Origin of the sequence: Pseudomonas sp. R45(2017) (assembly GCF_002112305.1) — a bacterium.
Lineage (GTDB): Bacteria > Pseudomonadota > Gammaproteobacteria > Pseudomonadales > Pseudomonadaceae > Aquipseudomonas > Aquipseudomonas paraglycinae.
The window spans coordinates 147,866-162,316 of sequence record NZ_NEHH01000009.1 but is presented as its reverse complement, the minus strand read 5'-3'; the positions used below and the strand labels follow the sequence as shown (position 1 = coordinate 162,316).

The window sequence follows — 14,451 nt, the reverse complement described above, 5'->3', positions numbered from 1 at the left end:
CTAGAGCTGTTGGCTCGGTCAGATTGTGACAAGCGCTGTGGATCTCGCTACCCGGGTTATCGGCCGCGCGCTGCGCCACAACACCCGCAAAACAGGTTTGGTGGTAAGCTCGCGCACCATGAATATCTACAGCTCACGCCCCGTTGTCCTCTGTCTCTCCGGCCACGACCCCAGTGGTGGCGCCGGCTTGCAGGCAGATATCGAAGCCCTGCTCGCTCAGGGTTGCCATGCGGCTCCGGCCGTCACCGCCCTGACCGTGCAAGACACGGTCAACGTCACTGACTTTCGCGTCCTCGACCGTGAGTGGGTACTGGCCCAGGCCAATGCCGTGCTCAACGACTCCGAAGTCGCGGCAGTGAAACTGGGCATGCTCGGTTCTCTGGAAATGGTCGACACCGTCGTCGAACTGCTTCAGGCGCACCCGCACTTGCCAGTGGTCTGCGATCCGGTGCTGCGTGCCGGCGGCGGCGGACGCCTGGGCAAGGACGAAGTCGGCTACGCCATGCGCGAACGCCTGCTGCCGCTGTCGATCATCGCCACCCCCAACCTTCCCGAAGCCCGGATCCTCGCCGAACTGCCAGAAGGCACCGCAGACGAGTGCGCTGAAAAACTTCTGCCGTTCATCAAGAACCTGCTGATCACCGGCGGTCACGGCGACGAAACTGAAATCCACAACCGCCTGTACAGCCGTGATGGGCTGCGCGAAACCTTCAAGTGCCAGCGCCTGCCGGGCAGCTATCACGGTTCGGGCTGCACCCTGGCCAGCACCCTCGCCGGTCGCCTGGCACTGGGCGAAAACCTTGCGAGCGCGGTGCGTACTGCGCTGGATTACACCTGGCGCACCCTGCGCGATGCCGAACAGCTGGGCAAAGGCCAGTTCGTGCCGCGTCGCCTGCCGCTGGATTTCTGTTCCTGATGTTTCGAGCCTGAGGTCTGCGCGATGAAACTACGTGGCCTGTATGCCATCACCGACAGCCAGTTGCTGGCCGGCAAGTTTCTGTCCTACGTGGAGGCGGCGCTGGAAGGCGGCGTCACCCTGCTGCAATACCGTGACAAGAGCAGCGACGAGGCCCGCCGTCTGCGTGAGGCCGAAGCCCTGCGCGATCTATGCGAACGCTACAAGACGCAACTGATCATCAACGATGACGCCGAACTGGCCGCGCGCCTGAACGTCGGCGTGCACCTGGGCCAGACCGACGGCCCGCTGTCGCCGACCCGCGCCCTGCTCGGCTCCAAGGCGATCATCGGCTCGACCTGCCACGCACAGCTTGAACTGGCCGAACAGGCCGCCAAAGAAGGCGCGAGTTACGTCGCCTTCGGTCGCTTCTTCAATTCCAGTACCAAACCCGGTGCACCGAGTTGCAGCCTCGATCTGCTCGACGAGGCCAAACGTACCCTGCACCTGCCGATCTGCGCGATCGGCGGCATCACCCTCGACAACGCCGCGCCACTGGTGGCCCACGGTGTCGATCTGCTGGCCGTGGTCCATGGCCTGTTCGGCGCCGACAGCACCGCCGAAGTGACCCGCCGCGCCCGCGCCTTCAATGAATTACTAAAAGTCTGAGAGCCCGATCATGTCTCGTTCCGAAACCCTGTTTGCCAACGCCCAGAAACACATTCCCGGTGGCGTGAACTCGCCGGTGCGCGCGTTCAAGAGCGTTGGCGGCACGCCGCTGTTCTTCAAGCACGCCGAAGGCGCCTACGTCACTGACGAAGACGACAAGCGTTATGTGGATTACGTGGGCTCCTGGGGGCCGATGATCCTCGGCCACAGCCACCCGGACGTACTGGACGCCGTGCGCAACCAGTTGCAACACGGCCTGTCCTACGGCGCGCCGACCGCGATGGAAACCGAGATGGCCGATCTGGTCTGCTCGCTGGTGCCGTCGATGGAGATGGTGCGCATGGTCAGCTCCGGCACCGAAGCGACCATGAGCGCGATCCGTCTGGCCCGTGGCTTCACCGGCCGTGACAGCATCATCAAGTTCGAAGGCTGCTACCACGGCCACTCCGACAGTCTGCTGGTCAAGGCCGGTTCCGGCGCACTGACCCAGGGCGTACCAAGCTCGGCCGGCGTACCGGCGGCATTCGCCAAACACACCCTGACCCTGCCGTTCAACGACATCGACGCGGTTGAAAAAATGCTCGCCGAAGTCGGCCAGGACGTCGCGTGCATCATTGTCGAGCCAGTGGCCGGCAACATGAACTGCGTGCCGCCGGCGCCGGGTTTCCTCGAAGGCCTGCGCAGCCTGTGCGACAAGCACGGCGTGGTGCTGATTTTCGACGAAGTGATGACCGGTTTCCGCGTCGCCCTCGGCGGTGCCCAGGCTTACTACGGCGTAACCCCGGACCTGACCACCTTCGGCAAGATCATCGGCGGCGGCATGCCGGTCGGCTGCTTCGGCGGCAAGCGCTCGATCATGGAGCGCATCGCGCCGCTGGGCCCGGTCTATCAGGCAGGCACCTTGTCGGGTAACCCACTGGCGATGGCCGCCGGCCTGACCACCCTGCGCCTGATCAGCCGTCCGGGTTTCCACGCCGAGCTGACCGACTACACCACCCGTCTGCTCGACGGCCTGCAACAGCGCGCCGATGCCGCCGGCATTCCGTTCGTGACCACCCAGGCGGGCGGCATGTTCGGTCTGTACTTCAGCGGTGCCGACGACATTGTTACTTTTGAAGACGTGATGGCCAGCGATGCGGCGCTGTTCGGCCGCTTCTTCCACCTGATGCTGGAAGGTGGCGTGTACCTGGCACCGAGCGCCTTCGAAGCCGGATTCACCTCGATCGCCCATGGCGAAGCCGAGCTGAAACTGACCCTCGACGCCGCTGAGCGCGCCTTCGCCAAATTGAAGTAAAACGCCCCGCCGCTGACGTTGGCCATTGCCAGCGTCAGCGTTCTCCTACATCCGCACGTCTTTTCCGACACGCCTGCCAAAAATCCCCCATAAAGTGGGCGATATATTTCCCGCGCAGCAGAAAATCGAGTAAAGACTTTGTAAGGATGGCCCTGCTTATTTCATAATGCGCGCTTATTGGATCCCTCGACGGGTCCGCGCGCCCTTCAGAGGTAAGTCGATTCCCATGAACCGCACCGGCCGCACCCTTGCCTTGGGCTGCCTGTTGCTCCTTCAGCCGCTGCTCGCACATGCACAAGCAGGCGGCAACTCGTTGTTGATCCCGGCGATGGGTCGCTGCACCCTCAATACTCAGCCGCAAGATGTCACGCAGGCACTCGCCGCCTGCCAAAAGGCAGCGGATGAGGGGGATGCGCAAGCGCAATACGAGTTGGGTGAGTTCTACTACGACGGCAAGAATGCGCCGCGCGACCTCAATCAAGCCCTGAGCTATTTCGAAAAGGCCTCGCTGCAAGGCCACGCCCAGGCGCAATTCAAGCTCGGCACCATGTTCTTCCACGGTGAAGGCGTGCAGGCCAACAACATTCAGGCTTATATCGTGCTGAAGATGGCCGCGGTCAACGGCGCCGAAGACGCGCTCGACACCGCCGACGAAGTGTCTGAAAAGATGTCCCGCGAAGACCTGGAAACCGCGACCCAGGTGCTCGGGCAAATTTTCCGTAAATACCTGATGGAACTGCAGAGCGCCGACGGGCGTACGCCGTTCTCGCCCCTGCCCTGACTAACGATAGTTCCCGCGCTTTTCGTCACCGACGCGAAACGTCGAAGGCGGCATTCCCACGCAGAGCATGGGAACGATCACCTCCATAAAACCCGGTTTTACTTCTCGGGCATCGGCACCGGAAACGGCATCACATTGCCAACACCGCCACGGGCTTCACTGATCTTTGGCGTCCCCAGTCGCTCGACTTCATCGATGCGCACGATTGAGTGCATCGGCACAAAGCTGCGCACCACGCCTTCGAACTGCGCCTTGAGCTTTTCTTCGCTCGGGTCGACGACCACTTGCGTGCGCTCGCCAAAGACGAACTCTTCCACTTCCAGGAAGCCCCACAGATCACTTTGATAGATCTGCTTGGCGTACATTTCGAACACCTGGCCCTGGTTGAGGAAAATCACCTTGTAGATTGGAGCTTCGCGTTTGGTCATGGCGGGCGGACGACATCGGGGTAAAAATGAGGGCGCGAACTATAGCATAGCCACCGGACGCGCAGCGGTAGGAACCTGGGGACATGTTCCCTATAATGCGCGGTTCTTTGAACCACGTGACGACCCTATTCCATGGCCAAGAAGCTTTACATCGAAACCCACGGTTGCCAGATGAACGAGTACGACAGCTCGCGCATGGTCGATCTGCTGGGCGAACACCAGGCCCTGGAAGTCACGGCGCGCGCCGAAGATGCCGACGTGATCCTGCTCAACACCTGCTCGATCCGCGAACGCGCCCAGGACCGGGTGTATTCCCAGCTCGGCCGCTGGCGCGAACTGAAACTGGCCAACCCGGACATGGTGATCGCCGTCGGCGGTTGCGTGGCCAGCCAGGAAGGCGCGGCGATCCGTGATCGCGCCCCGTACGTCGACGTGGTGTTCGGCCCGCAGACCCTGCACCGCCTGCCGGAAATGATCGACGCCGCGCGCATCAGCAAGCTGCCGCAAGTCGACGTCTCGTTCCCGGAAATCGAAAAATTCGACCACCTGCCCGAGCCGCGCATCGATGGGCCAAGCGCCTACGTGTCGGTGATGGAAGGCTGCAGCAAGTACTGCACGTTCTGCGTGGTGCCCTACACCCGCGGCGAAGAAGTCAGCCGGCCGTTCGACGACGTGATCGCCGAGATCATTCACCTGGCTGAACACGGCGTGCGCGAAGTGACCCTGCTGGGGCAGAACGTCAACGGCTATCGCGGGCTGACCCACGACGGTCGTCTGGCGGATCTGGCCGAACTGATCCGCGTCGTCGCGGCGGTCGACGGCATCGACCGCATCCGCTACACCACCTCGCACCCGCTGGAATTCTCCGACAGCCTGATCCAGGCCCACGCCGAAGTGCCGGAACTGGTGAAGCACCTGCACTTGCCGGTGCAGTCGGGTTCGGACCGGATCCTGGCCGCGATGAAGCGCAACCACACGGCGCTGGAGTACAAATCCAAGCTGCGCAAACTGCGCGCCGCCGTACCGGGCATCTGCATCAGCTCGGACTTTATCGTCGGCTTCCCGGGGGAAACCGAGAAAGATTTCGAGCAGACCATGAAGCTGATTGCCGATGTCGGTTTCGATTTTTCCTACTCGTTCGTCTACAGCCAGCGCCCAGGCACTCCAGCCGCCGATCTGGCCGACGACACCCCGGAAGAACTGAAGAAAGAACGCCTGAACGCCTTGCAGCACCGTTTGAATCAGCAAGGGTTCGAGATCAGCCGACAAATGGTCGGTTCGGTCCAGCGCATTCTGGTGACCGATTATTCGAAGAAAGACCCGGGCGAGCTGCAAGGGCGCACCGAGAATAACCGTATCGTCAACTTCCGCTGCGATAATCCGACCCTGATCGGCCAGTTCGCCGACGTCCACATCGACGCGGCGCAACCGCACTCGCTGCGCGGCTCGCTGATCCAGTAACACCCTTTGTTCAACTGTGGGAGCGAGCCTGCTCGCGATGAACGATGACGCGGTTTTTCAGATGAACCGCATTCATGCCCATCGCGAGCAGGCTCGCTCCCACAGGAACGGCATCAATTTAAGAGCTTTCGCACCCACGCCGCTGGCGTTATCCTTGATTTCATCCTAATTGCCCCAGGGCGGCTAAATACGACCTTGAACGCACCCATCGAACCACATCGTTTCATCCTCGAGCCCTTTGAGGCTCGCCGCTTCGCCAATCTGTGCGGGCAGTTCGACGAGCACTTGCGGCTGATCGAACAGCGCCTGGCCATCGAGATCCGCAATCGCGGCAATCAGTTCGAGCTGATCGGCGAGCCCAAGCACACCACTTCCGCGGAAAACCTGATTCGCCGCCTGTACCGGGAAACCAAGGGTTCAGAGCTGTCGCCGGATACGGTTCACCTGTTCCTCCAGGAATCGGCCGTCGAGCAACTGGACAACCCCGCCCCCGCCGAAGCCTCCGTCGCCCTGCGCACCAAGAAAGGCATGATTCGCCCACGCGGCTTGAACCAGCTGCGCTATGTGAAGGAAATTCTCGGCAACGACATCAACTTCGGCATCGGCCCGGCCGGTACCGGCAAGACTTACCTGGCTGTCGCCTGCGCCGTCGATGCGCTGGAGCGCGAGCAGATCCGGCGCATCCTGCTGGTGCGTCCGGCGGTCGAAGCGGGTGAGAAACTCGGCTTCCTGCCCGGCGATCTGTCGCAGAAGATCGACCCGTACCTGCGCCCGCTCTACGACGCGCTCTACGAGATGCTCGGTTTCGAATACGTGGCCAAGCTGATCGAGCGTCAGGTGATCGAAGTCGCGCCGCTGGCCTACATGCGCGGTCGCACGCTGAACAACAGCTTCATCATTCTCGACGAAAGTCAGAACACCACCGTCGAGCAGATGAAGATGTTCCTGACCCGGATCGGTTTCGGCTCCACGGCCGTGATCACCGGCGACATCACCCAGGTTGACCTGCCGCGCGGCACCAAATCCGGACTTCATCACGTCATCGAAGTCCTGAAGGATGTGCCGGGTATCAGCTTCACCCACTTCCAGCCCAAAGACGTGGTGCGCCACCCGTTGGTGCAACGCATCGTCGAAGCCTACGAGCGCTTCGAGACGCGTGTTGCTGATGAAGCGCCAAAGGACACCCGCCACGATGCTTGAGCTTGACCTGCAAATCGCGACCGAAGCGTCTGCGCCGACCGAAGCCGAATTCCGCCAATGGTGCGAACTGGCCTTGCGTCAGCGCACCGCCGACTCGGAAATGACCATTCGTCTGGTCGACGAGGAAGAAGGCCGCGAACTGAATCACACCTGGCGCCACAAGGATTACGCGACCAACGTCCTGTCCTTTCCCGCCGAAGTGCCCGACGAGTTCCTAGACATCCCGCTGCTGGGCGATCTGGTGATCTGCGTGGCGGTGGTCGAGCGCGAAGCCGCCGAACAGGGCAAGGAACTAAAGGCCCACTGGGCACATCTGGTCATTCACGGCTGCTTGCATCTGCTGGGTTACGACCATATAGATGACGAGGAAGCCGAGGAAATGGAAGCACTGGAACGCGAGTTGCTTGCCGAATTGGGTTATCCCGATCCGTACGCGGACGACGAAACCGAAACATCCCCTACTGTTACAACAAAGGATTCAGAGTAATCGCTATGAGCGAAGATCGATCGAGCAACGGGCAAAAGTCATGGCTGGGTAAACTGACCCAGGCTTTTGCCCACGAGCCGAAGAACCGCCAGGAGCTGCTTGAGCTGCTGCGCGATGCACATCAGAACAAACTGCTGGACAGCGAAGCGCTGGCCATCGTCGAAGGCGCCATCCAGGTGGCTGACCTGCAGGTTCGCGACATCATGGTGCCGCGCTCGCAGATGATCAGCATCAAGGCGACCCAGACACCCCGCGAATTCCTCCCTGCCGTTGTCGACTCGGCCCACTCGCGCTACCCGGTCATCGGCGAAAGCCATGACGACGTGATGGGCGTGCTGCTGGCCAAGGATCTGCTGCCGCTGATCCTCAAGGAGAACGGCGACAGCTTCAACATCAAGGACCTGCTGCGCCCGGCCACGTTCGTGCCGGAGTCCAAGCGTCTGAACGTGTTGCTGCGTGAATTCCGCGCCAACCACAACCACATGGCCATCGTGATCGACGAATACGGCGGCGTGGCCGGCCTGGTGACCATCGAAGACGTGCTCGAGCAGATCGTCGGCGACATCGAAGACGAGCACGACGTCGAAGAAGACAGCTACATCAAGCCGCTGCCCAGCGGTGACTTCCTGATCAAGGCCCTGACGCCGATCGAGAACTTCAACGAGTTCTTCGACAGCGAATTCTCCGACGACGAGTTCGACACCGTCGGCGGGCTGGTGATGAGCGCGTTCGGGCACTTGCCAAAACGCAACGAAATCACTGAAATCGGCGCCTATCGTTTCCGCATCCTGAACGCCGACAGCCGTCGGATTCATTTGCTGCGACTGACCCCAATCGCCCGGTAAAAAATCTAAGGATTGAAATGCGCTGGACAACCCGCCCCGGCTGGCCCGGTAACCTGCTGGCCGTGGCGGCCGGTGCAATCACCACCTTCGCTCTGGCACCGTTCGATCTCTGGCCGCTGGCGTTGCTGGCGGTCGGCCTGTTCTATGCCGGCCTGCGCGAGCTGAGCCCGCGACAAGCCCTGGGCCGTGGCTGGTGCTTCGGTTTCGGCCTGTTCGGCGCCGGCACCAGCTGGATCTATTACAGCATCCACCACTTCGGCGGCGCTTCGGTGCTGCTGGCCGGGTTCCTGATGCTGATCTTCACGGCGGCCATTGCCTGGTTCTTCGCTCTGCCTGCGTGGCTCTGGGCGCGCTGGTTGCGGCGTAATGAAGCGCCGGCGGCCGACGCCCTGGCGTTCGCGGCGCTGTGGGTGGGTCAGGAAGCTTTCCGTGGCTGGTTCCTCACCGGTTTCCCGTGGCTGTATTCCGGTTACAGCCAGCTCGACGGCCCGCTGGCCGGGCTCGCGCCAGTAGGCGGCATGTGGCTGGTGTCGTTCGTCCTGGCACTGACCGCTGCACTGATCTACAACGCACCGCGCCTGTTGCAAACCCGCCGCAAAGCCTTCATCGCTGCCGGCCTGGTATTGCTGATCGGGCCATGGGCGGCGGGCATTGCGCTCAAGGGCCATGCCTGGACCAGCCCGGCGGGCGCGCCGCTGACCGTTGCCGCGATTCAGGGCAACGTCGCGCAAAGCATGAAATGGGACCCGGCCGAACTCAATGCGCAACTGGCGCTGTACCGCGACCTGAGTTTCCGCTCCAAACCGGTGGACCTGCTGATCTGGCCGGAAACCGCCGTCCCGGTGCTCAAGGAGTCCGCCGAGGGCTACCTGACCATGATGGGCAACTTCGCCGCCGAGCGTAAATCGGCGCTGATCACCGGCGTACCGATCCGCGAAATGGTTCACCACGAGAGACGCTTCTACAACGGCATCACCGTGGTTGGCGAAGGCGATGGCACCTATCTCAAGCAGAAACTGGTGCCGTTCGGCGAGTACGTACCGTTGCAGGACATCCTGCGCGGGCTGATCGCATTCTTCGACCTGCCGATGTCCGACTTCGCCCGCGGCCCTGCCGATCAGGCCTTGTTGCAGGCCAAGGGATATCAGATCGCGCCGTTCATCTGCTACGAAGTGGTGTATCCGGAGTTCGCCGCAGGCCTGGCGGCACGCAGCGATCTGCTGCTGACGATCAGCAACGACACTTGGTTCGGTACGTCCATCGGCCCGTTGCAACACCTGCAAATGGCGCAGATGCGCGCGCTTGAAGCCGGACGCTGGATGATTCGTGCGACCAACAACGGCGTGACCGGACTGATCAACCCGTTTGGCCAGATCACCGAGCGCATTCCGCAGTTCGAACAGGGCGTGCTGTACGGCGAAGTGGTGCCGATGCACAACCTGACGCCGTATCTGCAATGGCGCTCGTGGCCGCTGGTCATCCTGTGCGTGGTGCTGTTCGGCTGGGCGCTGATGACCAACCGGATGTCCAAGACACTCTGAGATATCGCCCGCTCCCACAGATGACCGCTGTGGGAGCGAGCTTGCTCGCGAAGGCGCCACCAACGACACCGCGTCAATCGGCGCTGTCACCCCCTCGATAGAACATCGAATAACCGATCTGCCCCACCGCTTCGTTCATCAACTGCCCGCTCTGCCAGATCGACTTGAACTCAGGCAGCCAGCCGCCAAACGGCCGGGCATTGTCCGTACCTAGAAAACCAACCGGCGCCGGCACCACTTCGAATCCTGCCTGTTGATAACTCCACACCGCTCGCGGCATGTGCCAGGCCTGGGTCACCAGCACGATGCGTTTGACGCCTTCCGGCAACAGCACTTTGGCGCTGAATTCGGCGTTTTCCCACGTGGTGCGGCTCTCCCCTTCCTGCCAGCGCACCGTCACACCGAAATCATCACGCAACGAGTCGGCCATCAATTTGGCTTCAGTCGGCGGCGTACCGTAATGCAGGCCACCACTGGTCAGAATCGGCAACCCCGAAGCCTTGGCCAGTCGCGCCGCGTAACGCTGGCGCTCCAGCCCGACACCGGTCGGCTGATCTTCGCCCCAGGCGAGATCGCCGCGCTCACGACCGGAGCCCAGCACCACAATCGCATCGGCGCGCTGCGCCAGGCTTGTCCATGCTTCCCGGGCCAGCGGCGGCTCACGCTCCAACGCCTTGGCGCCCCACTGCACGACCACCGGCAGACTCATCAGCCAGAAACCGCCAAACCCTAGGGCAAAACACAGCCCCGCCAGCCGTGGCCGCGAGCGACGCAGCCACCAGGCCGCCAGCAACAGCAGCAAAAGAAGGCCGGGTGGCAATAGAAGTTGTTTAATGAAATAACGAAAAGGCATCGAGCATCTCCAAAGATGCCCGAAGCCTAAGTGGGTTGATACCGTGCGACAACCAGTAGGGTCGGATCCCGTTGAAAAAGATCCGCTTTTTGACCTGCCATGCGTTTACTTGGCCTGCAGAGTCCGCACCTTGACGGTGTCTCTGCCGGGCGCCTTGTCCTTGAGCCAGATGACCTTGGCCGTATGGGCTGCATCGAGTTGTTTCACGGCTTGTGACAGGTATCCGTGGGTTTCACGCTCACTGCGATCCAGATAGGCCTTGACCAGTTTGAACTCGGCGGGACTCAAGCCACGCAATTCCAGCTCCAGGGGGCGCTCGTCGCGCAGCCTTCCAGCGGTTTTTGCCGCGTCCAGGGCCATACCCAGACGATCGATCAACCGCTCGTACAACTCGGGTTTGGTAACGTTTTTTTGCTGTGACTCCACCATCCCTCACCTCATTGAAGATAAGACTCACTCCCCAGTTAGAGCTTAGCTTCGCTGCACAAACCGGCTGCACGCCGCGACCAACGGCCCTCGCCGCAATTTCAGCCGGTCAAACGGCTGCAATCAGGGTTTCCCTAGGCCGAGCGCGGTCATGTATGCTACGGCGCTTCCTGTAACTCCACTTCCAGCTCGTCCGGCACGCCCCGAACGTCGCATTGAAGAGGATTAGGCCACCCCTATCCAGTACAAAAGTAGCCATGCACGAACAATATCAGCCCCGTGAAATCGAAGCCGCCGCCCAGTCGTTCTGGGACGAGCAAAAGTCCTTTGAAGTCAGTGAACAGCCAGGCAAGGAGACTTACTACTGCCTGTCGATGTTCCCTTACCCCAGCGGCAAGCTACACATGGGGCACGTGCGCAACTACACCATCGGCGACGTGATCTCCCGCTACCAGCGCATGCTCGGCAAGAACGTTCTGCAACCGATGGGTTGGGACGCCTTCGGCATGCCGGCGGAAAACGCCGCGATGAAGAACAACGTGGCTCCGGCCAAGTGGACCTACGAAAACATCGCCTACATGAAGTCCCAGCTGCGCAGCCTGGGCCTGGCGGTGGACTGGTCGCGCGAAGTCACCACCTGCAAACCGGATTACTACCGCTGGGAACAATGGCTGTTCACTCGCCTGTTCGAAAAAGGCGTGATCTACCGCAAGAACGGCACCGTGAACTGGGACCCGATCGACCAGACCGTTCTGGCTAACGAGCAGGTCATCGACGGTCGCGGCTGGCGTTCCGGCGCGCTGATCGAAAAGCGCGAAATCCCGATGTACTACTTCAAGATCACCGCTTACGCGGATGAGCTGCTGGAGAGCCTCGACGAACTGACCGGCTGGCCCGAGCAAGTCAAGACCATGCAGCGCAACTGGATCGGCAAGTCGCGCGGGATGGAGGTGCAGTTCCCGTACAACGTCGATTCGATCGGCGAAAGCGGCACCCTGAAAGTCTTCACCACCCGCCCGGACACCCTGATGGGCGCGACTTATGTCGCCGTGGCTGCCGAGCACCACCTGGCTGCTCTCGCCGCCAAGAACAACCCTGAGCTGCAAGCGTTCATCGCCGAATGCAAGGGCGGCAGCGTCGCCGAAGCCGACGTCGCCACTCAAGAGAAGAAAGGCCTGCCGACCGGCCTGTTCGTCGAGCACCCGCTGACCGGCGAAAAACTGCCGGTGTGGGTCGCCAACTACGTGCTGATGCACTACGGCGACGGCGCGGTCATGGCGGTGCCGGCGCACGACGAGCGCGATTTCGAATTCGCCCACAAGTACAACCTGCCGGTCAAATCCGTGGTGCGCACCAGCTCCGGTGAAACCAACCCGGCGCCATGGCAGGACGCCTACGGCGAGCACGGCACGCTGATCAACTCCGGCGAGTTCGACGGCCTGGACTTCGCTGGCGCGTTCGACGCCATGGAAGTCGCCCTGATCAAGAAAAACCTCGGCGCCTCGCGCACCCAGTTCCGCCTGCGCGACTGGGGCATCAGCCGTCAACGCTACTGGGGTTGCCCGATCCCGATCATCCACTGCGATGCCTGCGGTGACGTGCCGGTGCCGGAAGATCAACTGCCTGTCGTCCTGCCGGAAGACGTGGTGCCGGACGGCGCCGGTTCGCCGCTGGCGCGCATGCCCGAGTTCTACGAGTGCGCCTGCCCGAAATGCGGTCAGCCTGCCAAGCGTGAAACCGACACCATGGACACCTTTGTCGAGTCGTCCTGGTACTACGCCCGTTACGCCTCGCCGCACTTCGAAGGCGGCCTGGTGGAAAAGTCCGCGGCCGACCACTGGTTGCCGGTGGATCAGTACATCGGCGGTATCGAACACGCCATTCTTCACCTGCTCTACGCGCGCTTCTTCCACAAGCTGATGCGTGACGAAGGCCTGGTGAGCTCCAACGAGCCGTTCAAGAATCTGCTGACCCAGGGCATGGTGGTCGCCGAGACTTACTATCGTCGTGAAGCCAACGGTGCCTACACCTGGTTCAACCCGGCGGACGTGGAACTCGAGCGCGACAGCAAGGCCAAGGTCATCAGCGCCAAGCTGATCGCCGACGGCCTGCCGGTGGAAATCGGCGGCACCGAGAAGATGGCCAAGTCGAAGAACAACGGCGTCGACCCTCAGTCGATGATCGACCAGTTCGGCGCCGACACTTGCCGTCTGTTCATGATGTTCGCCTCGCCACCTGACATGAGCGCTGAATGGTCGGACTCCGGCGTGGAAGGCTCGCACCGCTTCCTCAAGCGCGTCTGGCGTCTGGCTCAGGCCCACATCACTCAGGGCCTGCCGGGCAAACTGGACATCGCCGCACTGAATGACGAACAGAAAGTCATTCGTCGTGCGATCCACCAGGCGATCAAGCAGGCCAGCCACGACGTCGGCCAGAACCACAAATTCAACACCGCCATCGCCCAGGTGATGACGCTGATGAACGTGCTGGAAAAAGCCGCGCAAGCGACCGAACAGGATCGCGCACTGGTTCAGGAAGGTCTGGAAACCGTGACGCTGCTGCTCGCACCGATCACGCCGCACATCAGCCACGAGCTGTGGAACCGTCTAGGCCACGCCGATCCGGTGATCGACGCCGGCTGGCCGGTGCTGGACGAAAGCGCGCTGGTGCAGGACAGCCTGACCCTGGTGATCCAGGTCAACGGCAAGCTGCGTGGCCAGATCGAAATGCCGGCCGCCGCCACCCGTGAAGAAGTCGAAGCGGCAGCGCGCGCCAACGAAAACGTGCTGCGTTTCGTTGACGGCCTGACGATTCGCAAAGTGATCGTAGTGCCCGGGAAACTGGTCAATATCGTCGCCAGCTAATTGGATCGGGCGTCAGGTGTGCCTGACGCCCAGTAAAACCTTTCGGGCCACAGAGTCGGCCCACATGGTTTCAAGGGGAGCAACACAATGATCAAACGCAATCTGCTGGTGATGGGCCTCGCCGTCCTGTTGAGCGCCTGCGGTTTCCAGCTGCGTGGCACCGGCACCAATGAGCTATCGATCAAGGAGCTCGACCTGAGCGCCCGCAACGCCTACGGCGAAACCGTGACGCAACTGCGTCAGGTGCTGGAGTCCAGCGGCGTCAAGGTCGTTACCGGTGCACCGTACAAGCTGTATCTGGCCGATGAGCAGGAATCCCAGCGGATTCTCAGCTACGCCGGCGCCGGTCGTACCGGCGAGTACCAGGTCAGCACCGTCCTTACCTACGATATCCGTGGCGAAAAAGATCTGCTGCTGAAAAGCGACAAGCTTGAAGTGCAGAAAGTGTTCATCCACGACGGCAACAACCTGGTGGGTTCCGACCAGGAAGCCAACGATGCCCGCCGTGAAACCCGCCGCGAGCTGGTACAGCGCATGATGCTGCGTCTGCAACAACTGACGCCGGCACAGCTTGACGCTCTGCAGCAAACCGCCAATGCACGGGCCAAGGCAGAAGCCGACGCCCTCGAAGCGGCACAGAAGGCTGAAGCGGAAACCCCGCGCCAGTCGCCGCTCGAACTGCCGCAGCAGTAAGACGTTCGGGGCGC

Annotated in this window: 14 protein-coding genes; 11 read left to right on the top strand and 3 right to left on the bottom strand. The window is 61.8% G+C overall.

Annotated elements, in window-relative coordinates:
* The first annotated feature begins 118 nt into the window (after nt 1–118).
* From CAF74_RS21340 to CAF74_RS21325, 4 genes are all read left to right on the top strand, one after another.
* A complete protein-coding gene (locus tag CAF74_RS21340) occupies nt 119–916 on the top strand; it encodes a hydroxymethylpyrimidine/phosphomethylpyrimidine kinase (RefSeq protein WP_039771996.1) in 798 nt (265 codons plus the stop codon).
* A gap of 24 nt (nt 917–940) precedes the next feature.
* On the top strand, nt 941–1,564 hold the full coding sequence (gene thiE, locus CAF74_RS21335) for a thiamine phosphate synthase (protein WP_007958698.1): 624 nt from the start codon (nt 941–943) through the stop codon (nt 1,562–1,564).
* A 10-nt stretch (nt 1,565–1,574) separates the two neighbouring features.
* Complete coding sequence (gene hemL / locus CAF74_RS21330; RefSeq protein ID WP_064599654.1) at nt 1,575–2,858, top strand: glutamate-1-semialdehyde 2,1-aminomutase; 1,284 nt, start codon at nt 1,575–1,577, stop codon at nt 2,856–2,858.
* A 226-nt stretch (nt 2,859–3,084) separates the two neighbouring features.
* Nucleotides 3,085–3,639, top strand: coding sequence for a tetratricopeptide repeat protein (locus CAF74_RS21325; RefSeq protein ID WP_003228518.1), 555 nt, complete (start codon nt 3,085–3,087; stop codon nt 3,637–3,639).
* A gap of 98 nt (nt 3,640–3,737) precedes the next feature.
* Here CAF74_RS21325 and CAF74_RS21320 read toward each other — a convergent pair whose 3' ends face one another.
* Entirely contained in the window at nt 3,738–4,067 is a 330-nt protein-coding gene (locus CAF74_RS21320; protein ID WP_007958692.1) for a DUF1820 family protein, read from the bottom strand.
* Between the two features lie 132 nt (nt 4,068–4,199).
* On the opposite strand from CAF74_RS21320, the gene miaB reads away from it, so the two are divergent.
* The 5 genes from miaB to lnt all read left to right on the top strand — a co-directional run bounded on the left by miaB (nt 4,200) and on the right by lnt (nt 9,601).
* The gene (miaB, locus tag CAF74_RS21315; protein ID WP_074691567.1) at nt 4,200–5,528 is read left to right on the top strand and encodes a tRNA (N6-isopentenyl adenosine(37)-C2)-methylthiotransferase MiaB; all 1,329 of its coding nucleotides are present in this window, start codon (nt 4,200–4,202) and stop codon (nt 5,526–5,528) included.
* Between the two features lie 195 nt (nt 5,529–5,723).
* Entirely contained in the window at nt 5,724–6,728 is a 1,005-nt protein-coding gene (locus tag CAF74_RS21310; RefSeq protein WP_085747658.1) for a PhoH family protein, read from the top strand.
* Nucleotides 6,721–7,215 carry an rRNA maturation RNase YbeY gene (ybeY, locus tag CAF74_RS21305; protein WP_007958682.1) on the top strand — a complete coding sequence of 165 codons (495 nt, stop codon included), beginning with the start codon at nt 6,721–6,723 and terminating at the stop codon, nt 7,213–7,215. Before CAF74_RS21310 ends, ybeY begins: the two co-directional genes overlap by 8 nt.
* A 5-nt stretch (nt 7,216–7,220) precedes the next feature.
* Complete coding sequence (locus CAF74_RS21300) at nt 7,221–8,060, top strand: HlyC/CorC family transporter (protein WP_007909641.1); 840 nt, start codon at nt 7,221–7,223, stop codon at nt 8,058–8,060.
* A gap of 17 nt (nt 8,061–8,077) precedes the next feature.
* On the top strand, nt 8,078–9,601 hold the full coding sequence (gene lnt / locus CAF74_RS21295) for an apolipoprotein N-acyltransferase (RefSeq protein ID WP_085747657.1): 1,524 nt from the start codon (nt 8,078–8,080) through the stop codon (nt 9,599–9,601).
* A gap of 73 nt (nt 9,602–9,674) precedes the next feature.
* Here lnt and CAF74_RS21290 read toward each other — a convergent pair whose 3' ends face one another.
* Together CAF74_RS21290 and CAF74_RS21285 are read right to left on the bottom strand one after the other, a co-directional pair.
* Nucleotides 9,675–10,454: a YdcF family protein gene (locus CAF74_RS21290; RefSeq protein ID WP_085747656.1), complete on the bottom strand. Its 780-nt coding sequence runs from the start codon at nt 10,452–10,454 to the stop codon at nt 9,675–9,677.
* 105 nt (nt 10,455–10,559) lie between these two features.
* On the bottom strand, nt 10,560–10,883 hold the full coding sequence (locus CAF74_RS21285; RefSeq protein ID WP_085747655.1) for a hypothetical protein: 324 nt from the start codon (nt 10,881–10,883) through the stop codon (nt 10,560–10,562).
* Between the two features lie 254 nt (nt 10,884–11,137).
* On the opposite strand from CAF74_RS21285, the gene leuS reads away from it, so the two are divergent.
* A complete protein-coding gene (gene leuS / locus CAF74_RS21280; protein ID WP_085747654.1) occupies nt 11,138–13,744 on the top strand; it encodes a leucine--tRNA ligase in 2,607 nt (868 codons plus the stop codon).
* Between the two features lie 87 nt (nt 13,745–13,831).
* On the top strand, nt 13,832–14,437 hold the full coding sequence (gene lptE / locus CAF74_RS21275) for an LPS assembly lipoprotein LptE (protein WP_085747653.1): 606 nt from the start codon (nt 13,832–13,834) through the stop codon (nt 14,435–14,437).
* Nucleotides 14,438–14,451 lie beyond the last annotated feature (14 nt).